General features: G+C 57.3%; 17 protein-coding genes. 8 read left to right on the top strand and 9 right to left on the bottom strand.

Annotated elements, in window-relative coordinates:
• Positions 1-6: 6 nt before the first annotated feature.
• The 5 genes from HQL76_03300 (at position 7) to HQL76_03280 (ending at position 3,862) form a co-directional block, all read left to right on the top strand.
• The gene (locus HQL76_03300; protein MBF0108188.1) at positions 7-1,917 is read left to right on the top strand and encodes a tetratricopeptide repeat protein; all 1,911 of its coding nucleotides are present in this window, start codon (positions 7-9) and stop codon (positions 1,915-1,917) included.
• Positions 1,918-2,020: 103 nt separating this feature from the next.
• Complete coding sequence (locus HQL76_03295) at positions 2,021-2,416, top strand: hypothetical protein (GenBank protein ID MBF0108187.1); 396 nt, start codon at positions 2,021-2,023, stop codon at positions 2,414-2,416.
• A 333-nt stretch (positions 2,417-2,749) separates the two neighbouring features.
• The gene (locus HQL76_03290) at positions 2,750-3,040 is read left to right on the top strand and encodes a hypothetical protein (protein ID MBF0108186.1); all 291 of its coding nucleotides are present in this window, start codon (positions 2,750-2,752) and stop codon (positions 3,038-3,040) included.
• A gap of 177 nt (positions 3,041-3,217) precedes the next feature.
• Positions 3,218-3,430, top strand: a complete 213-nt coding sequence (locus HQL76_03285) for a hypothetical protein (protein ID MBF0108185.1) — start codon at positions 3,218-3,220, stop codon at positions 3,428-3,430.
• A 186-nt stretch (positions 3,431-3,616) separates the two neighbouring features.
• Positions 3,617-3,862, top strand: coding sequence for a DUF433 domain-containing protein (locus tag HQL76_03280; protein MBF0108184.1), 246 nt, complete (start codon positions 3,617-3,619; stop codon positions 3,860-3,862).
• Here the strand turns inward: HQL76_03280 and HQL76_03275 are convergent.
• Positions 3,804-4,400 carry a DUF2335 domain-containing protein gene (locus HQL76_03275; GenBank protein MBF0108183.1) on the bottom strand — a complete coding sequence of 199 codons (597 nt, stop codon included), beginning with the start codon at positions 4,398-4,400 and terminating at the stop codon, positions 3,804-3,806. The genes HQL76_03280 and HQL76_03275 overlap by 59 nt on opposite strands.
• A gap of 351 nt (positions 4,401-4,751) precedes the next feature.
• Positions 4,752-5,045, bottom strand: a complete 294-nt coding sequence (locus tag HQL76_03270; protein ID MBF0108182.1) for a DUF1640 domain-containing protein — start codon at positions 5,043-5,045, stop codon at positions 4,752-4,754.
• A gap of 274 nt (positions 5,046-5,319) precedes the next feature.
• On the opposite strand from HQL76_03270, the gene HQL76_03265 reads away from it, so the two are divergent.
• Entirely contained in the window at positions 5,320-6,561 is a 1,242-nt protein-coding gene (locus HQL76_03265) for a multidrug effflux MFS transporter (protein MBF0108181.1), read from the top strand.
• A 65-nt stretch (positions 6,562-6,626) separates the two neighbouring features.
• On the opposite strand, the gene parE is transcribed toward HQL76_03265, so the two are convergent.
• Both parE and HQL76_03255 read right to left on the bottom strand, forming a co-directional pair.
• The gene (parE, locus tag HQL76_03260; protein MBF0108180.1) at positions 6,627-8,555 is read right to left on the bottom strand and encodes a DNA topoisomerase IV subunit B; all 1,929 of its coding nucleotides are present in this window, start codon (positions 8,553-8,555) and stop codon (positions 6,627-6,629) included.
• An 88-nt stretch (positions 8,556-8,643) separates the two neighbouring features.
• Positions 8,644-10,893, bottom strand: a complete 2,250-nt coding sequence (locus HQL76_03255) for a hypothetical protein (GenBank protein ID MBF0108179.1) — start codon at positions 10,891-10,893, stop codon at positions 8,644-8,646.
• 694 nt (positions 10,894-11,587) lie between these two features.
• Here HQL76_03255 and HQL76_03250 point away from each other — a divergent pair.
• On the top strand, positions 11,588-14,524 hold the full coding sequence (locus HQL76_03250; protein ID MBF0108178.1) for a PAS domain S-box protein: 2,937 nt from the start codon (positions 11,588-11,590) through the stop codon (positions 14,522-14,524).
• A gap of 4 nt (positions 14,525-14,528) precedes the next feature.
• On the top strand, positions 14,529-16,121 hold the full coding sequence (locus HQL76_03245) for a DUF3369 domain-containing protein (protein ID MBF0108177.1): 1,593 nt from the start codon (positions 14,529-14,531) through the stop codon (positions 16,119-16,121).
• 24 nt (positions 16,122-16,145) lie between these two features.
• On the opposite strand, the gene serS is transcribed toward HQL76_03245, so the two are convergent.
• The 5 genes from serS to HQL76_03220 form a co-directional block, all read right to left on the bottom strand.
• Positions 16,146-17,438, bottom strand: coding sequence for a serine--tRNA ligase (gene serS / locus HQL76_03240; protein ID MBF0108176.1), 1,293 nt, complete (start codon positions 17,436-17,438; stop codon positions 16,146-16,148).
• Positions 17,439-17,547: 109 nt separating this feature from the next.
• Positions 17,548-20,244 (bottom strand): DNA gyrase subunit A, encoded by a 2,697-nt coding sequence (gyrA, locus tag HQL76_03235; protein ID MBF0108175.1) that lies wholly within the window; start codon positions 20,242-20,244, stop codon positions 17,548-17,550.
• A 215-nt stretch (positions 20,245-20,459) separates the two neighbouring features.
• The gene (locus HQL76_03230) at positions 20,460-20,792 is read right to left on the bottom strand and encodes a hypothetical protein (GenBank protein ID MBF0108174.1); all 333 of its coding nucleotides are present in this window, start codon (positions 20,790-20,792) and stop codon (positions 20,460-20,462) included.
• Positions 20,793-20,804: 12 nt separating this feature from the next.
• Positions 20,805-21,017, bottom strand: a complete 213-nt coding sequence (locus HQL76_03225) for a hypothetical protein (protein ID MBF0108173.1) — start codon at positions 21,015-21,017, stop codon at positions 20,805-20,807.
• A gap of 54 nt (positions 21,018-21,071) precedes the next feature.
• Entirely contained in the window at positions 21,072-21,326 is a 255-nt protein-coding gene (locus tag HQL76_03220) for a DUF4351 domain-containing protein (GenBank protein MBF0108172.1), read from the bottom strand.
• Positions 21,327-21,384 lie beyond the last annotated feature (58 nt).

Here is a 21,384-nt window from a genome sequence, read left to right as displayed (position 1 = left end):
CAATTCATGCCGAACACCTTTGCCAGCGTCCTGAAAGAGCATCAACGCGGCGATCTGGAACGTGCCCTCAAGGGGTATCAGGACATTCTTGGTGGAGAACCGAACCATTTGGGGGCCTTGACCAACCTGGCCATGATCTGGCATGTCAAACGCCGATCAAAAGACGCGGAACACACCCTGCGCCACGCCCTCGCCATCGATCCCCACCATGTCGAAGCCTTGAACGGTCTTGGCGTGGTCCTTTCGGCGCAAAAACGTTTCGACGAGGCGGCCCAGGCCTATCGTATCTGCGTCGCCCAGGATCCGGGCCACGACCTGGCCTGGCACAACCTGGGGCTGGCCTACTCCAGACTGGAAGAGATGGAACAGGCGGTTGCCGCCTTCGCGCGGGCGCTGTCCCTCGCCCCCAACCGCGGCGATACCCTGACCCAGTTTATTTTCCACAAACTGCAAATCTGCTCCTGGGATGAACGCCTGGATCGGGCCATCACCCGTCTCGGCGCCATGATCCACCAGAATGCCGGCGACATCGATCCCTATCTGCTGGTATTCATCTGCCAAAATCCTGCCGAACTGCAAAAAGCGGCGCGCAACCACAGCAAACGCCTTGTGACTGCGATCACCCCGCTTCCGCCCCGCTGCGTCCCTCCTTCCATGCCTCGGCAACGGGTGCATGTCGGCTATCTTTCGGCGGACTTTCACCAACATGCCACCAGTGTCCTGGCGGCGGAACTGTTCGAATCGCACGATCGCGACCGGTTCCAAATCTCGGCCTATTCCGTGGGGCCCGAAGATCACAGTCCCCTGAGAGATCGTCTGTACCGCGCCTTCGATCATTTTTTCGACGGCGGTCACCTGTCCGACGAAGCCCTGGCCGAAAAAATACGCCAGGATGGCATCGACATTCTGGTGGACCTCAAAGGGTACACCCGCGATGCCCGACCACGAGTCCTGGCCCTGCGTCCCGCTCCCCTCCAGGTCAACTATCTGGGATTTCCAGGGACCATGGGGGCCCGCTTCATGGATTATATCATCGCCGACACCATCGTCCTGCCCCCCGAACATGAACCCTTCTTCGACGAACACCCCATCCGGCTACCGCACGGCTACCAGGTCAACGATTCCCACCGCCCAATCGCCCCGGATCCCCTGTCCCGCCGCCAGGCAGGGTTGCCCGAGCGGGGAATGGTCTTTTGCTGTTTCAATCAAAGCGCCAAAATCACCCCGGAATTTCTGACCCTGTGGCTGCGGCTGCTCCAACGAATCCCCGAAAGCGTCCTGTGGCTGTTGGCGTTTCACCCCTACGCCATGAAGCGGTTGCATGCCATGGTCGCGTCCTGCGGTATCGACCCCCAACGGGTGATTTTTGCCCCCCGCCTCCCCCTGGCGCAACATCTTGCCCGCTACCGCCTGGCCGATCTGTTCCTGGACACCCTTCCCTGCGGCGCCCACACAACCGCCAGCGATGCCCTGTGGGGGGGGTGTCCCGTCCTGACATGCCTGGGATCCACCTTTCCCGGTCGCGTGGCGGCCAGCCTGCTCATTCACCTGGGATTGCCGCAACTGGTCACCACCAGCCTGGCCGATTATGAACGCCTGGCCATGACGCTGGCCCAGGACCATCGACAACGACAACAACTGCGTCACCGCCTGCACCAGTTGGTCCCTGAAAGCCCAATCTTCAACGGACGTATCTTCGCCGGACATCTGGAGCAGGGATTTCTTGAAGCCTGGAAACGCCACCGGCAACACCAACCCCCTGCCCCCATTTTCATCCAGGCATCCATGACAGCCTCCTCGAATCATCCTTTAAGAGGTACCATGAAAGTCAATCCTGGCACACTTCTTAGCCCGATCCGCACTTTCGAATGCCCGTTGCCAGAACGGACCGATTTTGGCATACTACCTGCGGTTTGAGTATATCATGGAAGATACCACGAGACCCATTTCCGGAAGGGATTCGGCAACATCCGAACCCCCTGTCCCGTTACGTCGCCAATCCATGACAGGAGTCTGTCGCATGAACATAAAATGGACCATGGTCGCGCTGGCATCCCTGTCCTTCGTCGCGGTCAGCCAAACCGCCTGGGGACGCGGCAGCGACTGGAATTCCGATTTCGGCCCGGTTCACCTGGACATCAACCCCGACGGATCGGTCAGTGGCCGCTATACCAATTATCAGGGAACCCTGGCCGGCCAGGTCGCGGAAGATGGATCGCTGCGTCTTCTCTGGTTGCAACCCACCTCCGAACGGCGTTGCCATACCCCACAGGTCGGCACCCGCTATTGGGGCCGGCTCACCTGGCGATCATCCGACGACGGAAACCGCCTCTGGGGCGAATGGTCCTACTGCGATGAAGCTCCAGGCTCTGGCGGCCAGTGGAATGCCACCCTGCGCCGCGGCAGCCTTCCTTAGAGTTAGAGAGAACCCTTTTACCCAATAACCTCCATCATCTCATATGCCATTCCCCTGTTTCCCGAACCATCATCCCCCTTCCATGTACTGTCTTTATGACATCTTTACAGCATATGAAACACTGTTGCTCCCGGATTTTTTCAAGAATACAGAGTCGGCTCGACAGCGATCTCCATTGACAAATGAAACCTTTCGCTCCTTAATAGGAAGCAATACGAAGTTTCGATGGTCCTATTTCTGGCGTAATCATGGCCATTTCGGCAACTTCGTATGGTCTTTCATCTTTGTTATGTATGCGCTCATGGAGGTTTTATGAAGAAGGTTGGAGTTTCCGTGTTAGGACTGGCTCTGTTGATGCAGAGTGGCGCCGCGTTTGCCTATACCGATTACAACACCCCCACCGATGATGGTCAATTCAAGAATTGCGTCGCCTATTCCACGAACAAGTGGACCGGCGGTGACGAACCGAGCCCCGTGCCCGGTCAATCGAAGGCGACTGCGTTCTGCACCTGCCTTTGGAATGAAACCCCAGATAATTTCCGTGGTGGGCTCGCCAAATTTTCCGAGTCCGAAGCGGGAGCGCAACTCAGCAATCTGTGCAGCAAACACGCCAATTGGGAATGATCGATTTTCTCTTCGACATTGTTGAAGAATCCCCTGTTTCCAATGGATGATTCCGGGGCTGCCTTTCTTCGTGGCACATGCAGCCTTGGGAAAGGCAGCCCCCCCCTCGGAACCCAACCATGAACCGTCACGCCGAAACCGGCCATTGACCTCTTCCAGGACAAGGAGGATCCACTCATGAACATCAATGCGTTTCTGGACAAGGCCTACGAAAAAAAATCCTTGAAACAACTCGTGGATGCACCTGTTTCAGCCCTGCAAGGGGTCAGTGACCAGGACGCCGTTCTGCTCAAGAGCGCCTTCAATGTCAAGACCATCAAGGATCTGGCCCGTCTAAACTATGTCCTCTGGGCCCAGGCCATCGTCACCCTGGCGGACGGTGAAGAATAAGACACCCCATCCCTCCCTGCCCTCCTCCCGGATCATCATCCCAGGATGATTCCCAGTCGAAGCCTTTTTAGGGAAGGGAAGATTGGCCTTTCCGCAAAAAAATAATCATGTCCCCGAATTTTCCAACCCCGTGCAAAATGAAACTCACGTCATGGACTATAACGCTCGTATCGTCAGCGACCCGACATCTGCGGTGGCACACCGATCATCAAAGGCACCCGTGTCACCCTGCGCACCATCCTGGCCAGTCTGGAGGATGGTTGCACCCCCAAGGACATAGTGGCGGGATTCCCCTCGGTGGGGGTGGAGGATATCCGCGCCGTCATCGCCTTCGCCGCTGCCTCCGCCAGAGAAGACATGCCCACACCGGGGGTTACCCCTGTGAATCGTCGCGCCTGGGCGTCTCGGGAGGGTCGTCATTTCTCCTGCTGATGATGAAAGTTCCGATTCCACCGGCCAATGTCGTGGAAATGATCGCAGCCCCCGTTCCAGGGTTGCCCGTCGGGATGGCAATCACTCCAGCCACAAGGGCGCCAAAGGCAACCAGGAAGGCAAACCATTGGCCCCTTCGGGTATCGTTCGCCTGAAGCGACAGGGCGTCTCTTGTCATCGAATGCTGAAAATCGACAGACTTTTCCGCCATGCGAAGAATACGATCCGCGGAACCTGGAACAAGTTCCTCGTATTTCTCCATAATCCTCGGAGGCGGAATGGGGCCTTCGAAACTGATATTCGCATGGACCAGCTCCCGGGATGGTGGCCGGACTTCATGGTTGGCAACACCCGAACGGACACGATAGGAAGGTTTGCCCGTGGAAGATTGGCCTGCCGCCGCTTTCTGCTCATGTTCAAACTGATCCATCGCCTTCATGATCTCATGGCCCGTGGCGAACCAGGCATGGGCAATCTGGGCGCGTGGGGAATCGGGAACAAGGTGAAAATAGTCGATTTCCGGACAAAGGCAGAACACGCTTCCCACACCCCTTAAAACGTTTTTTCTGGGGAATTTCATGGCTGTCCATCGTCGGCAGAAGTTATCGAAAGGAAATGTCGTACATTGACTCCATGACATCTCATGTACGCATGGTACATCACGAAACATCATATAACAATTAAAATGTGTCGGCAGTGTCAGCAGCAAACCTGGGATACACGCAAACAGTCCTGAATGGAAGTCGGCATGGACAAAGACTCCAGGATGAGACATGATCAGGAAAATCTCCAAGATGCCTTCTTCCTTGATCCGCTCCATGCCCTCCCCCCCTCCACCACGCTCCCCGGAATCGGCCAGAGAGAATTCAAAGGAGACAGGCTTGAACGGTCAATTCGGAAAGAACATCTTCAATGCGGGGAGCACGGTTGCCGTGATCACCAGGGCCAACATCCATTTGATGAGCAACAGGTCTGCGCGTATGGGGGCCAGTTCTTTCTCAAACTTGGCATCCATGCGCATCCCCAGTTCCTTCAGATCACCCTTGGTAGCCGCCAGTTCTTTCAATTGAACGTCTTGCGCCTTCTTGAAGGCGTTCACCATCCCCTTGGATTGCTCCTTGGTGAAGCCGGACGATTCAAGAGACGCGACAAATTCAAGAGTGTCAAAGGTGGCAATGGCCATGACGGTTTCTCCATCCAGGATTGATGCCACCAACAGCATACCACAACCAAATCCAGATTCGAGAAAATTTTCGTTCGCCCCCCCCGCCATCCGGGACATGCCCGGGGCCGGAGTTTGAGCACCTCCACAAACACCAACAGAGGACAACCGCCTCCAACAGCCATGGCGGCTTTTTTGCGCCCGCATTTCCATATGGAAGTCGGCATGGACAAAGGCTCCAGGATGAGACATGATCGGGAAAACTTCCAAGACGCCTTCTTCCTTGATCCGGTCCATGCCCGCCACCGCCTCCGCCCCACCACCCGCCACCACGCTCCCCGGAATCGGCCAGAGAGAATTTGTCGCCCTGATCGCGTTGATGAGTTCCATGGTCGCGCTCTCCATCGATGTCATGTTGCCCGCCCTGGAAATCATCGGCCATGATCTGGGGACAACCGATCCCAACGACAATCAAATGGTCATCTCCTTCCTGTTTTTCGGGTTCTCGGTCGGACAACTGTTCTTCGGTTCCCTGTCGGACAGCATCGGACGCAAACCGACAATCTTCGCCGGCCTGACCCTTTTCATGACAGGGTGTCTCATGGCCGCGCTCGCGGAAACATATGCGACCTTGCTCATGGGACGGTTCCTTCAGGGCGTCGGCGTGGCCAGTCCACGTACCGTCTCGATCGCCCTGGTCCGTGATCTCTATACCGGACGCCGGATGGCCCGGATCATGTCGCTGGTGATGACGGTGTTCATCCTGGTCCCGGTCCTCGCCCCCGCCCTGGGACAGGGACTCCTTGCCATCGGCAGTTGGCGGATTCTCTTCGCCGTGCTGCTGCTCCTGGCCCTGATCGTCCTGGCGTGGTTCGGTCTGCGACATCCGGAAACCCTGCCCCCGGAAAAACAGCGCCCGTTCTCCCTCCGGCAACTTGCCGCAACAGTCAACAACACCTGCCACAACCGCATCACCCTGGGCTATACCCTGGCGATGGGGATGATCTTCGGCGCCTTTATCGGCTACCTGGTGTCGGTGCAGCAAATACTGCAAAAACAATATGCCCTGGAAGAACGGTTTCCGGTCTACTTCGGACTCCTGGCCCTGTGCGTCGGAGCGGCGACGGTGACCAATGCCCGCCTCGTCATGAAATGGGGCATGCAACGTCTGGTCCGGGGCGCCCTCATCCTGATGACCACCATCGCAACAGGCGTCCTGCTGTTGCTGGTGACTCAGGGAACCGCATTGCCCCTGGGCGGGTGGCTGGCGTGGGGGGGAAGCAGTCTGTTCTGCATGGGAATACTCTTCGGCAACCTGACGGCACTGGCCATGGAACCAATGGGCCATCATGCAGGCGTTGCCGCAAGCGTCGTCGGTTCCCTCTCCTCGTTGATCTCCCTGTCGCTGGGATCCGGAATCGGCCAAATGTACGATGGCACCGTGATGCCACTGGTCGGTGGTTTCGTCCTGTCGGGTCTGGGGGCACTGGGAATGGTGCAATGGACGGAACGCCACCGGATCCGGACAGAACCATAGCCGTCACGTTCCTCCCCCATGGATCAACCCGAGAAACATGACGGTCCGAACCCGATCCCACGTCGTCAGATATCCAGACTCCCTTCCGCGAACGGCGCCTTCTCCTGAATGAACCTGAACCGTTCCAACGGTTTTTTTCCCATCAGCCGGTTGAAGGTGTCCCGGGTCAAATCGCCATCGTCAACGAACACCCGCATCAATCGCCGCGATGCAGGATCCATGGTTGTCTCGCGCAACTGCCGGGGATCCATCTCGCCCAATCCCTTGAACCTTGATTGATCAATCTTGACCTTGCCCGATTTGGCCTTTTTCTTGTGGATCCTGGCAATCACAACCTCCTTTTCGGCATCATCCAGGGCATACCAGGAGTCGGCGCCGCAGGTCAGCCGGTACAGAGGCGGTTGCGCCAGGTACAAATGGCCATTCTCGATCAGCGGAAACATGAAGCGAAAGAAAAAAGTCAACAGAAGACTCGCAATGTGCGCACCATCGACATCGGCATCGGTCATGATCACGATTCGACCATAACGCAACCCCCCCAAATCGAATCGTTGTCCAAATCCGGTCCCGATGGCGGTGATCAGGCTTTGTATTTCGGAGTTTTTCTCAAATTTTTCCAGATTGGCCTGCTCGACGTTGAGAATCTTGCCCCGAAGCGGCAAAACCGCCTGATTGAAACGATTGCGCGCCTGCTTGGCCGACCCCCCCGCCGAATCCCCTTCGACGATGAACAGTTCCGACTGGGAACTGTCGCCGACGGAACAATCGGTCAGTTTTCCAGGAAGCGTCAGACGGGTGGTCGCCGTCTTGCGCTTGACGGCGTTCAAATCCTTTCGCCGGTTCTGCCGCTCCTGGGCCCGATCCGCAATCACCGTCACCAGACGGGTCGCCTGCTCCACGTCGCCATGCAACCAATGATCCAGATGATCCTTGATCACACTCTCCACGGGCCGCGCAACCCAGGCCGCCGCCAGTTTCTCCTTGGTCTGTCCCGAAAACTCGGGTTCATGAATGAACAGGGACACGATCGCCCACAAACCATCGAAAATGTCATCGGCAATGATGGCAACCCCCTTGGGCAACAGGTTGCGCGTTTCGGCATACTCACGAATCCCCCGGAGCAGAGCCGAACGAAGTCCCGCTTCATGCGTCCCGCCATCCGGCGTCGGAATGGTGTTGCAATAGGACAGAATCCTCCCCTTCTCTTCATGGGTCCAGGCCATGGCCCATTCCAGACGCAACGGATTGGTCCCCTCCCCCTGTTGATCCACATTCCCGGAAAACTTCTTGTCGATGACAAAGCTCTTTTCCGCCAGCCATTGATCCATGTAATCCCGGACGCCACCGGGATAATGGAACTCATGCCCCACCCCCGTCTCCTCGACCGTCAGATGAATCCGAACCCCGCGATTCAAATAAGCCTTGGCGCAACACATCTCCAGGATCCGCTCCACATGGAACGCCACATCGGGAAAAATGCCCACGTCCGGAAGAAATTCAACCCGGGTGCCACGCTTTTTCGTCGGGCCGACCTCGATCAGAGGCGAACTCGGCACTCCCTTGGAAAACGTCTGACGCCAACAGTGGCCATCCCTTTCGACGGTGACTTCGGTATGGCTGGACAAGGCATTGACGACCGAAATGCCGACACCGTTCAATCCTCCCGACGTCGCATAAGCCTTGTTGTGAAACTTCCCGCCGGCATGGAGTCGGGTCAGGATGATTTCCAACGCCGAGGTGTCGGGATAACGTGGATGGGGATCGACCGGAATACCCCGGCCATTGTCCTGAACCGCAATCGATCCGCTCCGGGAAAGGAGCACATCGATCCGGTCGGCATGTCCCGCCACCACCTCATCGGTGGCATTGTCGAGAATTTCCGCGACCAGATGGTGCAGCGCCTTGAGATCGGTCCCCCCGACATACATGCCGGGACGACGGCGAACCCCCTCCAAACCTTCGAGAACCTCGATATGAGAAGCATTATAGGTCATGATGGCAATCGCATCGGACAATCAAACATGAATAATGGAAACGGGAGACGGGTACGTTACGGTTTCTTCTTCGGATACATCGAGGCGTTCATCCCACAACCCGGAACACCGTCGTCGCCTGATGCAATTCCGAAGCGACTTCATGCAGTTTGTCAACCATGGCGCTGATGGTATCGGTCACGACCTGAAGTTCGTTCATTTCCTCCATCATGCGCAAACCCAGATTGCGCACCTCGTCGCTCGCGGTAAAAATTTCCCGGGTCATTCCGGAAACCTGTTGCGACTGATCACGGGTCGTTTCGGCGCTGCCATGGAGCAACCGGGTCTGGGTCGAGGTATCGGCGGCGACCCGGGCGATTTCCGAGGTCCCCGCCGCCGCTTCACCCGCCGCCCGGGCGATTTCGTTGGCGGCAAGATTCAACTCCTGGGCATTGACGCTGACTGCCTCGGCCCCCTGAGCCACATCACCCACCGAAGAGGAAATCCTGCGCGTGGTCTGGCTCTGCTCATTCACCGTCAACGTGATCTGGGCATTCATGTCATTGACCTTGACAATGCTGGCAACCACGTCCACCATCACGGTCCGGGCATCCCTGGCCTGGGACTGCATTTCCATGATGCGGTCGGTGATGGTCAGGGTGGCGTTGGAGGTCTGCTTGGCCAGTTCCTTGACTTCGTTGGCTACCACCGCAAACCCGCGCCCGACCTCTCCCGCCCCCGCCGCTTCGATCGAAGCGTTGAGCGCCAGCATGTTGGTCTGGTCGGCAATGTTGTTGATCAGCTCGACCACCGAACCAATCTCCTGATTGGCGTCGGTCAATACCTGAATGATCTCCCGCGCCTTCTCCACGTTTTCCATGGATCTGCCGGCCTCATGGGCCGCCATTTCACAACGCTGCCGTACCTGATCCAGGGATTGATCCAATTGCCGGATCTCCCTGGCGACATCGGCGACCGATCGCGTCGTGTCTGCCAGGCTGGTGTTGACCCCCGCCAGATTCGCGGTCATCTCCTCGGCGGCGGCGGCCATGGTCGAAACATTGCTGCTGGCCTCCTCGGAAGCCGCGGCAATGGTATTGATATGGTTGAGGACCAAAAACGCCCCATCCCTGGATTCCTCCGCCTGTCCGAGTGTCGCCCGGGCATGGTCATCCACCTTGCGCGACGAATCCTCGACGGCCTCGTTGCGGACATGGATGGCGCCAATTCGTTCCAGACCGTCGTGTGACTTCTTTTGCAACGCATGCTGGGTGGCGTTCAGGATGTCGATCATGCTGTTCAGAGCATTCACCCGGGTGGTGATCGTCGTCAACAAGGCCGACAACGTATCGGCCATCCGATTGGCGGCAGCATTGATCCGATACAGTTCGTTGGAAGATTGACCGGTGCCAGCAAAACGAAAACGCAGATCACCCTGGGACAACACCGAAAACCCCTCCAGCGTCAAACGAATCCGCTCCTTGAACACACGATCGAACAGGAAAGAGAGAACCATCGCCACCACCGTCCCGACCACCGTCCACACCAGGGCGATCCGTTGCGCCGATGCCGCTTTGTCCCGGGCCATTCGCGCCGCCGCTTCCGCCTGCCGATCCGCCTCCGCAACCCGCTCGGTGACCAGCCGCGTCACCTTTTCGGCGGTCAACGACATCCACCCGGTCCGCTCCGTCACCCGTTGATCCTTGGCGACGATCTCCTCGAACCGTTTACGATAACCCGTCACCGCCGCAAGCACCGGCACCGCCTTGGGATGCGCCGAAACATCACGGGCCATGCGGTCCAGGATCACCCGGATCGAATTGACCCGTTCCGCAGTCTGCCGCGCCATGTATCCCAACTCGGCCAACTGAAATTCGACCAGTACCTCCTCCATGGTCTTGTTGTCCAACTCATAGACCTGCGTTTCGACCTCCTCCCGATCCTTGACCAGAAGTTGGTTCAATCGCACTTTCTCATCGACCGCTTCGACAATCTGCGCGTAGGCCTGGGAATAGTTCCGCGCTTCCCGCCGCACCTCGTCCGTGGCGGCCCCGCCAAGCGCCGCCAGATCCACAGCCATGGACTCCTGAATCGGTTCAACCTTCGCCGCGGTCTCGGCGGATGGATGGGCCAGAAAGGCCATGCGAATGGCCTCCATCTGGGCAAACCGCAAGGCAATCGACAACCATCGCCCCCGAGCATCCAGCGGGCCTTCCTGGAGTGCCCGGTTCATCTCCTGGACCGCTCCGATCGACGAATAGTTCAACCCGATGACCGTCAAGAATATCGCCAGGGAACTGACGGCGATCCAGCGGATCCAGAAGGTGATGGTAAACCGGGAAAAGAGGGAATCAAGCATGGGGATTGAGGTTCAGGTTGAATTTTGCGCGGTGGCATGCCAGGAGACCATCCGATTCCAGGCAGCCAGATCCCGGAATACCGGAAGCCAAGCCCCTCGGGCCTTCGGCGCCAGGAAACCTCAAAATGTGCGTTCCCCAAACTCCCCGACGCAGCACCGGAGACTGAACGAGGATTCTATCCCGTTTTCCCTCCCCGGGAAAGTGCCTGGTTCAAGGGGATGTGTCTTTACGTTCCGGATGGCATCCCCTTGTTCACATTGAGGAATCCTCCCCATCGATGACCTGTATTTCGCCAATCTCGATGAAAAACTCCAGCCACTCTTCATAATCGTCGAGTTCCTTGAGCTTGGCCAGGTCGGAAGGTTGGATGTCGATGGTCATCGTCCGGGCTCCCCGAAAGCTTGGGTTCAACATTCGATAATGCCGCTTTCGATCCATCGAGCAATTTTTATTCCATATCATCAAATAAAACATTTTATCAATTATAATCCGTGCGATGATCCTGTTTCCGCCAGAAATGGATGTCCATTTCATCGCAGGCTCCCTCCCATTACGCCCATGAATTGAACATGAAACCGGAAAATTCGATTGAAAACCTGACCATGATGGTGTTCAATGTCTGCATGCCGTAACAAAATGTAAATTTTTAACCCCTGTTTTGTTCCTCCCGGAGGGGGAGCCGGATTAAACTGAATGTCATTGGCAACGCAGCTTTCACGATGGATCACGGCATTCGGCATCGTCTTTCTTGCCGGGCTCCTGATGCTGTCCCACCATCATCGCACCCAGGATTGGCAGCGAATGCTGAACGTTCAAGCCAATCAAATTCTGGACATGGTATTTCAATACCGCGCCGCCCGACCTGCGGAACACGGGGATGATCCAGGCAACCCCTGGTGCATGACAACACGCCATTTCGCAACAGGATCACATAACGCCTATCTCATCCGCGACATCAGTCTCCATCCGCTCAACCCCCTGAACCATCCTTCGCCCCAGGAACGACACATCCTGTCTTCCCTGGCGCCGTCGATTCTTGAAAACCGTGCCGAAGGATGGGTCCCCATCGAGGGGACCGACTGGTATGCCCTGGCACGACCGATCCACTATTCGTCACGATGCCTGGGATGTCACGAGGGCGTCCGCGACGCTGTCGCCTTGGACACAACGAAGGATGCGCATCAGGGATCCCCCCCCCTATCCTCCCCCGCGACCTTGGCGGCAACCCTGGTCCTTCTGGATCCATCGACCTTTTCCAACGCCGATTTTTTCCTTTCCGACGCCATAACGCTTTCGCTCATGGGGTGGGTGATCCTCGCTTCCCTGTTCCTGTGGCTGTTGCTGAGAAAACTGGTGCTTGATCCCCTGGCATCGAGCCGTCGCGCCATGGAACGATTCACCGCCGCCCCGGAACAGGGATTGGCCTCTGAGGGGCAGGTTTGGGACGAATTGGCATCCCAGCACCGGATGTTCGAACACCTGGGGCGGGAACTTAAACGCGCCCAACTGTCCTTGAACGCAGGGCTCAAGGAACTCGAAGAGGAGGAAAACCGATTCCGCGCCCTGACACAATCCGCCACCGATGCCATCATTTCGGCGGATGAAGAGGGATTCATCACTTCCTGGAATCGCGGCGCCGAGCGCCTGTTCGGTCATCAGGAGGCGGAAATCCTCGGCAAGGCAGTGGCATTGTTGATCCCCGCGAAACATCTTTCGGCGCACCTCAACGGATACGCCTCCGCCGTCGCCGCCGGCGTCACCCGTCGCCGCGAGGAAACCTTCGAACTCCAGGGACTGCACAAGAACGGCCAGATTCTCCCCGTCGAGGCGGCTCTGTCCACCTGGTCGATCGGCGGACGCCGCTATTTTTGCGCCATCATGCGCGACATCGGCAAACGCAAACGAAACGCGGAAAAAAACCACCGCGACTTCATGTCCCGCGTCGCCATCAACAATATTCTTGAAGTTGCCCTCAAACCTCTGACGCTCAACGAAAAACTGACAAAGTCCCTGCAAATCCTCCTCGCCGTCCCCTGGCTCGCCCTGCAATACAAAGGGGCCATCTTCCTGTTGAATCACAAAACAGGAAAACTCGACATGCTCGTCGAACACGGGCTTGCCGACCCGGTCAAGGCAGAATGCCGGGAAATTTTCATGGGGCAATGCCTGTGCGGCAGGGCAGCCTCGACCCAACAATTGATCTTCGCATCCCACGTCAACGAAGATCATTCCTTCCAATTCGAGGGAATGTCCGATCACGGACATTATTGCGTCCCCATCCTCCTGGGCGATCGCCTTCTGGGCGTCATCAACCTCTATCTTCAGGTCGGTCATGCCCGCGATGTCGAAGAGGTCCGGTTCCTGGAAACCATCGCCCAGACCCTGGCCGGAATCATCGACCGCAAAATGACCGAACGAAAATTGCGCTATCTGTCCCAGGCCCTCGAACAAAGTCCCTCCAGCATCGTCATCACCGATACCCAGGGTTTGATCGAATACGTCAATCCGACCTGTTGCCGGGTCTCGGGCTACGACACCAGCGAACTGATCGGGCGGAATCCAAAACTTTTCAATTCGGGAGAAATGCCCCCTTCAATCTACAAAACACTCTGGGAAACCATCCTCGCCGGGCAGGTCTGGCATGGAGAACTGCTCAATCGCCGAAAAAATGGTGAACTCTACTGGGAGGACGCCTCCATTTCCCCCATTCGTGTCGAAAGCGGCGGCATCCGTTTCTTTCTCGCGGTCAAAGAGGACATTTCCCAACGCAAACACCTGGAAGCCTCGCTTGCCGAACTGCTCGGCACCCTCGACATCAAGGTCGTGGAGCGAACCAGGGAACTCAACGCCAAAATCGACGAACTCGAACAGACGCGCAACGAACTGGTGAAAAGTGAAAAAATGGCCTCCCTCGGACGTCTGGTCGCCGGATTCGCCCACGAAATCAATACCCCCATCGGCGTCGCCGTCACCGGATTCTCGCTTGTCGGCGAGTCCCTGCGTTCCCTGGAACGCTTGCTGGAACAGGACGAAGTCCGCGAAGAGGAACTTCAGGTGATCATCGCCACCATCCGGGAGGCTTCCGAATTGGCGATGGCCAACATTTCACGGGCAGGAGAACTGGTGGCCAGCTTCAAACGAACCTCCGTCGATCAGAGCGCCGACATCCAGCGATCGTTCAATGTCCGCGAGGTCGTCATGGATGTCGTCCGCTCCCTCCACAATCAACTCAAGAAAACAAACATCACCATTCAGGTCACCATCGAACCCACGCTCAAAGTCCTCAGTTGGCCGGGAACCCTTGAACAGATCCTCACCAACCTGATCATCAACAGCCTCACCCATGGCTACAAGGGAGAATCTCCCGCGGGAACGATCGTCATCTCTTCCCACAGGTTCGACAACAGACTATTCCTTGATTATTCCGATGACGGATGCGGCATGGAGGAATCGGTTCGCGGTCTGGTGTTCGAACCTTTTTTCACCACCATCAGAAATCAGGGAGGGAGTGGTTTGGGGCTTTATTTGTGTTACAATATTGTGACGTCCAAGCTGAATGGTTCCATTTCATGCGAAAGTTCACCGGGACATGGAACCCAGTTTCACATATCCTTTCCCATTCCGGAATGAATGAATGAAAATCATCCGCAAATCCATCGTCCAACCCGGGATTGTCACATCCCGGGAAAGCGGCAGCCGAACTTCATGGACGATTCTTGTCGTTGACGATGATCCGGACATACTGGCCATCACCAGGATCAGTCTCAGGGATTTTCAATTCGCCGGAAGGGGACTTCGCCTGCTGTTGGCGCATGGGGCTGGAGAAGCCTTGGAACTCTATCGCCGCGAACCCGAAATTGCGGTCGCGCTGATCGATGTGGTCATGGAAACCGACGATGCCGGGCTTAAACTGGTCCGGACGATCCGTGAGGAGTTCGGCAATACGGCCATTCGTCTGATCATTCGCACCGGTCAACCCGGACACGCCCCGGAACGCTACGTCATCGACAATTACGACATCGATGACTACAAGGAAAAAACCGAACTCACTGCCATCAAACTGTATACCACGATCCGTTCCGCCATCAAATCCTATCGCGACATCAAACAGATCGAAAACAGCCGTCAAGGCCTGGAGATGGTCCTCAACGCCGCCCCCGGAATGTATCTGCACCCGGTTGGCGGAACGACGACCTTCTTCAAGGATGCCCTGACCCAGATCATCCGCCTGTGCGAAATCAGCTGTCGCTTCCAGGACAAGGAAAAGGTCGAAGAAAACAATGTCCGCGGCTTCATCGCCACCTATGCCCATGGTCTCCTGACCCCCCAATCCTGGTGGGGCGAAAAGATCGGCGATGACGCGAAAATACAATCCCTCAAGGATCGTCTGGCGGAACTGGCCCCCCATGAAACGCGACAACCATTCCCTCCCGACCAGGTATTTCTGCCGCTGATGATACACCATAAACCGATCGGTCTGATTTTCCTGGAACAGGTCGGTCCCCTGGCGGAAAACGAACGCCACCTTCTGGAGGTTTTTTCCATTCAATGCGCCAACGCCCTGGAAAACCTTCGCCTGTACGATGCCCTGGAGGGGGCCAACCGCAATGCCATGCGCATGTTGGCGGTTGCCGCCGAATTCAAGGACAGCGAAACAGGCGACCACATCAAACGTCTGGCGCGCCAGACGGTGGAAACCGCCCTGGAACTGGGATGTCCTGCCGAGGAAGCCATGGAAATGGGACAGGCCAGCATGATGCATGACATCGGCAAGATCGGCATCCCCGACGCGGTATTGCTCAAACCCGGACGCCTGACCGATGACGAATTCGAAATGATCAAATCCCATCCAGGCATCGGGGCGGCAATTCTCTCCGAGGACGACCGCTTCAAGGTAGCCTTGCAGGTCGCTTTGTCCCATCATGAACGTTGGGACGGGACGGGTTATCCCATGGGGCTCAAAGGGGACGAAATCCCGCTCGCCGCCCGAATCGTGGCGGTGGTCGATGTATTCGATGCCCTGGTAAGCGTCCGCCCATACAAAAAATCCTGGCCGGTCGCCGAGGCCCTGGCCGAAATCCAACGGGGATCGGGGACTCATTTCGATCCTGCCGTCGTCGAAGCCTTTCTCAAGGCCCATCATAACCGAAACGAAAAAAGAAGCGGTGGCGAATTCAAGGAACCCTGGCCCCGAAGGTCCACGGATTATAAAAAATTTCTCTCCTGACGCTCCTTGAAACGCATTCCCGGATCACCCTGATACGGGCGTTATGACCTCGATGCCGCCCATGAAGGGACGTAAAGCCTTGGGCACCACGACACTGCCATCCGCCTGCTGTCCGTTTTCCAGAATCGCCACCAAAGCACGACCCACCGCGACCCCGGATCCGTTCAAGGTATGGACCCACTCGGTTTTTTTCTCGCCGTTGCGGCGAAAACGCGCCTTCATGCGCCGTGCCTGAAAAGCCTGGGTGTCGGAACACGAGGAAATCTCGCGATAACACCCCTGGCCCGGCAACCACACTTCCAGATCATGGGTTTTTGCGGCGGAAAATCCCATGTCGCCGGCACACAGAGCCACAGTCCGGAACGGCAGTTCCAACCGGCGCAAGACCTCCTCGGCATGGGCCGTCAACTGTTCCAGGGCCGCGGCACTCTCCTCGGGACGGGTCACCCAGACCAATTCCACCTTGTCAAACTGATGCTGCCGGATCAAACCGCGGGTATCCTTTCCCGCCGCCCCCGCCTCCCGCCGGAAACAACTGGTCCAGGCGGTCATTCGAATCGGCAGTTGCCGCTCCTCGATGATGCGGTCCGCCACCAGATTGGTCAGGGGAACCTCCGCGGTCGGAATCAGGAACAACGGGTTGTCGCGGCAGGAAAAAAGATCTTCCTCGAACTTGGGAAGCTGGCCCGTGCCAAACAGGGTCCGTTCGTTGGCAAGCATGGGTGGCATGATTTCGGTATAACCATGCTCGCCGGTATGCAGGTCGAGCATGAAATTGATCAAGGCACGCGACAACCGCGCCCCCAACCCCTTGAGCACGGTAAATCTTGACCCGGCAAGCTGCACCCCCGCATCGAAGTCCATGATGCCCAGGGCCTCGCCAATCTCCCAGTGGGGTTTGGGTGTAGACACTTCCTGTCCGGCACTTTTTTCCCCGGGCCAATACCTGAGAACCACATTGTCGTGTTCATCCTTCCCGTCGGGAACCGAATCAAGGGGAATGTTGGGGATGAGGGCCAGCGACGATTCGACGATCCGTTCCTGTTCCCGGAGCAGGGTTTCCAGATTCTTCAACCGGGGCCCCAGGGTCTTCATCTCCTCGAACAATTCGGAAATATCCAGTTTTTTCGCTTTTCCGCGACCGATTTCAGTGGAAATCTCGTTGCGCCGCGCCTGAAGCCGTTCCGTTTCGACACGGATCTCCCGCAACCTGGCCTCGGAGGCATGAAACCCCGACAGATCGATCCGGCCACCCCGGCGTTTCAACCGATCTTCAACCCATTGGGGTTGTTCGCGAATCAACTTGATATCCAACACGGCCCGACATTCTCCTTAGTGAATGACCCATCCGTCGATGCGGTCGCATGCAAACTTTACCGGGGCTTCGCCCCCGGACCCACAATCGTTATTGCGGCTGTGCCCGTGTTTACACCTCTTCCGGATCCTCGTCCGATTCCTGTTCCTCCGCCTCGGCAATCCGGGTGACCGAGGTTACCCGCTCCCCTTCGGCGACATCAAGGATGGTCACCCCGGTGGCATTTCTGCCTGTCAGGCGAATGGTATCGACATTGGTGCGCAAAACCGTCCCCTTGTCGGTGATCAGCATCACCTGATCTCCGGGCCAAACCGTCAGATTGTCCACAACCGGACCGTTTCGCGTGCTGACCCCGATGCCGATGACCCCCTGGGTACCACGCCCCTTGGTGGGAAACAGTTCCTCGGCGGTCCGTTTGCCAAATCCGTTCTCGGTGATCGTCAGTACCTGGCATCCCGACCCCTGTTCCAGGACGTTCAGGGCGATCACCCGATCATCGCCCTTCAGGCGCATCCCGCGCACCCCACGCGCCACCCGGCCCATGCGCCGCACCTGCTGGGTGCGAAACCGAACCGCCTTGCCGCCACGGGAAAACAACATGATGCGACCGGAACCCTGGGCATCGACGCCCTCCGGATCGCCCCCATCCTCCTCGTCATCGCCCTCCTCGACCGGCTCCTCCTCCTCTTCCTCGACCCCATCGACACTCCGTTCCTCATCCCCGCCGCCCAACTCCTCGGGCAACATTGGCAACAGGGCGACCCCCACAAGATCATCCCCCTCGCGCAGATCCACTGCCCGCAAACCATTGCCGCGAATATTGGCATAAGCGGAAAGGACGGTTTTTTTGATCAGACCCTGGCTCGTGGCAAACAACAATTCCCAGCGCCCCCATTCCTCGTCGGCAATCGGCGCGGGAAGGATCTGACGCACCTTCTCGTTGTGCTCCAACGACAGAAGATTGACGATCGGTCGTCCCCGGGCCGATCGCGAGGCCTGAGGAATTTCATAAACCTTCAACTTGAAAACCCGCCCCCGGTCGGTGAAACATAGAATGGTGTCATGGGTGGACGCGACAAACAATTGCGAAATGAAATCCTCATCCCGCATCCCCGTCGCCGATTTCCCCTTGCCACCCCGTTTTTGCGTTCGATATTCATCGCTGGGTTGACGTTTGATATACCCGGCATGACTGACGGTAACAATCATCTCCTCGTCGGCGATCAGATCGGTGGCCAGAAGATCGGCCCCGCCATCGACGATCTCGGTGCGGCGGGCATCGCCGAACATCGCCTTGATCTCCAGCAGTTCGTCCCTGATCACCCCCATCAACACCCCGTCGGAAGCAAGAATCGAACGAAAACGGGCGATCTGTCCCAGGGTTTCCTCGAATTCCTTGTGGATTTTCTCCTGTTCCAACCCGGTCAAACGGTGCAGCCGCATGTCCAGAATCGCCTGGGCCTGGGTTTCGGTCAGGTGGTATCCTCCGGGAACGAATTGCGGCGAAGCGATCTCTCCCTCGCCCATGGCCCGGGCAAGCATCGATTCGACCGATCCGCGCTCCCAGACTTCCGCCGTCAGCCAGGTTTTGGCAACGGCGGCATCGGGAGCGCGACGGATCAGTTCGATGATCCGATCGATATTGGCCAGGGCAACCGCCAGTCCCTCCAGAAGATGGGCCCGGGCAAGGGCCTTGTCGAGTTCAAACTGGGTGCGCCGGGTGACGACCTCGCGGCGATGATTGATGAATTCGTTGAGCGTGCGTGAAAGGCTCAACAGTTCCGGCTTTCCCTGAACCAGCGCCAGGGTATTGATGCCGAAACTCGATTGCAGCGCCGTATGCTTGTACAGAAGGTTGAGCAGCAGATCGGGCTGGGCATCCCGCTTGAGTTCGATGACGATGCGCATCCCTTCACGGTCCGACTCGTCGCGCAGATCGGAGATGCCGGTAATTTTCTTTTCCCGGACCAACTCGGCGATCCGTTCCACCAGGCGCGCCTTGTTCACCTGATACGGCAGCTCCGAAACGATGATCGCCTCGCGCCCATCTTTTTTTTGTTCAACATGCGTCCGGGCGCGGACGATGATCGATCCTCTGCCCGTTTCATAACCACTGCGAATCCCCGCCCGGCCATGGATGATTCCCCCGGTGGGAAAATCGGGTCCTGGAACAAACTTCATGAGTTCCCGCACATCGAGCAGAGGATTCTCGATCAGGGCACAGGTGGCATCGATGATCTCCCCCAGGTTGTGTGGGGGAATGTTGGTCGCCATGCCTACGGCGATTCCGGAAGAACCATTGATCAACAGATTGGGAAATTTGCTCGGCAGAACGACCGGTTCGATCAGCGATCCATCATAGTTGTCCACGAAATCGACTGTATTCTTGTCGATATCGGCCAGAAGTTCCCCGGCCAGACGGGTCATGCGCACCTCGGTATAGCGCATGGCCGCCGCCGAATCGCCATCCACCGAACCGAAGTTTCCCTGACCATCGACCAGGGGATAGCGCATGGAAAAATGTTGGGCCATGCGCACGATGGTATCGTATACGGCAACGTCGCCATGCGGATGGTATTTGCCGATGACATCGCCAACCACGCGGGCCGATTTTTTGTAGGCACGATTCCAATCGTTGCCAAGCTCGTTCATGGCAAACAGCACCCGACGATGCACCGGTTTCAGGCCATCGCGCACATCGGGAAGCGCCCGACCCACGATCACGCTCATGGCGTAATCCAGGTAGGAGGTTCTCATTTCGTCTTCGATGTTGACCGGAATCTGTTTGGCGCTGTCGGCGTCGCTCATGAAGGGATCGTGTGTTTTTCTTGGCAGTGTCGCGGTCCGGATCGACCGCGGGCTTGATGACGGATCAATACCTTGATGATTGGAACTTTACCCGATTTCACCTCCCTTGCCCACCCTTTTTTAGTGAATTCAATCATGAAAAAAGGGTGGATCGAAGCGTCCACGAGGGAAATCCGACGATGAGGGAATACCAAAACGAGATCCCAATGCGGAGGTCAGCGTTCCTTCGACGAGGCCAGGACCTTTTTGTTCACAAGACGGGCATCGGCGATGGATTCGATGCGCACCCCCTGAATTTCCTTGATGGTCGCGACCACCCGGTCCATGGCCACCGGACCATAAAGGAACACCTCCTGTACCCCGTGCCCGGTCACCCGCAAACGAATCCGGCCCGGTTCGGAATTGATCTTGACACGACAATCGCCACCGCCGCGACCACGGGCATTGATCGGTCCGGGATGGGGATGAAATCCAGCCTGGCGCAGCGCCTTGCATAACAGCGCCGCCTTTTCGGTCAGGCTGCTGTGTCTTGTGGCAGACCGACGCATAAGGAACGACCATCATCCCGCAAGGTCCAACCGGGTCCAACGACCCTGATAATGAAATACAACCCGGGGAAACAGGAGCGTGGCGCCATCGACGACATCTCCCCGTTCCATCCGTTCCACCCGTACCCGACCCTTGAGAAGGGCATCGACATATTCCGCCACCGTTATTCCCAATCCCCGGGCCACCTCCCGATCCATTTCACCCGCATCAACGCAACACCCCACGTTCATCTCCCATGCCATGGATCGTTGTTTTTCAGGGTTATTGATAATTATCAATTATCTCAAGACATCGCCATCGGTCCCGACCCAGAAAATCTCCTCCAAGGACCGGGCATTCAGAATCCGCAAACCCCATTCCTCCAGAAGTTCCGGTTTGGCCTGGGCGATTCTTTCCCCAATCCATTCGGGCAACATCCCAAAACGACGTTGCAACTGGCGCATCAGCATCCAAGCCTCACCCTCACGATAGCCCTCACGATAGCCTTTGCGTTCAATTTCCCTCGACCATTTCTCGATCTGGGTTGCCAACATGTTCACTACCTCCTCTTGGACGACATGGACCAAATGTTGGATCATCGTTCCAGAAAAG

Source organism: Magnetococcales bacterium, assembly GCA_015228815.1.
In the GTDB taxonomy this organism is placed as follows: domain Bacteria; phylum Pseudomonadota; class Magnetococcia; order Magnetococcales; family UBA8363; genus UBA8363.
Note: the sequence above shows the minus strand (reverse complement) of the source record. Positions and strands in the feature narration are given on the sequence as shown.

Coding starts and splice junctions, on each gene's coding strand:
- HQL76_03300 (MBF0108188.1), top strand. CDS start 7: ATGCCGAACACCTTTGCCAGCGTCCTGAAAGAGCATCAACGCGGCGAT.
- HQL76_03295 (MBF0108187.1), top strand. CDS start 2,021: ATGAACATAAAATGGACCATGGTCGCGCTGGCATCCCTGTCCTTCGTC.
- HQL76_03285 (MBF0108185.1), top strand. CDS start 3,218: ATGAACATCAATGCGTTTCTGGACAAGGCCTACGAAAAAAAATCCTTG.
- HQL76_03270 (MBF0108182.1), bottom strand. CDS start 5,045: ATGGCCATTGCCACCTTTGACACTCTTGAATTTGTCGCGTCTCTTGAA.
- HQL76_03265 (MBF0108181.1), top strand. CDS start 5,320: ATGCCCGCCACCGCCTCCGCCCCACCACCCGCCACCACGCTCCCCGGA.
- parE (MBF0108180.1), bottom strand. CDS start 8,555: ATGACCTATAATGCTTCTCATATCGAGGTTCTCGAAGGTTTGGAGGGG.
- HQL76_03255 (MBF0108179.1), bottom strand. CDS start 10,893: ATGCTTGATTCCCTCTTTTCCCGGTTTACCATCACCTTCTGGATCCGC.
- HQL76_03250 (MBF0108178.1), top strand. CDS start 11,588: ATGTCATTGGCAACGCAGCTTTCACGATGGATCACGGCATTCGGCATC.
- HQL76_03245 (MBF0108177.1), top strand. CDS start 14,529: ATGAAAATCATCCGCAAATCCATCGTCCAACCCGGGATTGTCACATCC.
- gyrA (MBF0108175.1), bottom strand. CDS start 20,244: ATGAGCGACGCCGACAGCGCCAAACAGATTCCGGTCAACATCGAAGAC.
- HQL76_03230 (MBF0108174.1), bottom strand. CDS start 20,792: ATGCGTCGGTCTGCCACAAGACACAGCAGCCTGACCGAAAAGGCGGCG.
- HQL76_03220 (MBF0108172.1), bottom strand. CDS start 21,326: ATGTTGGCAACCCAGATCGAGAAATGGTCGAGGGAAATTGAACGCAAA.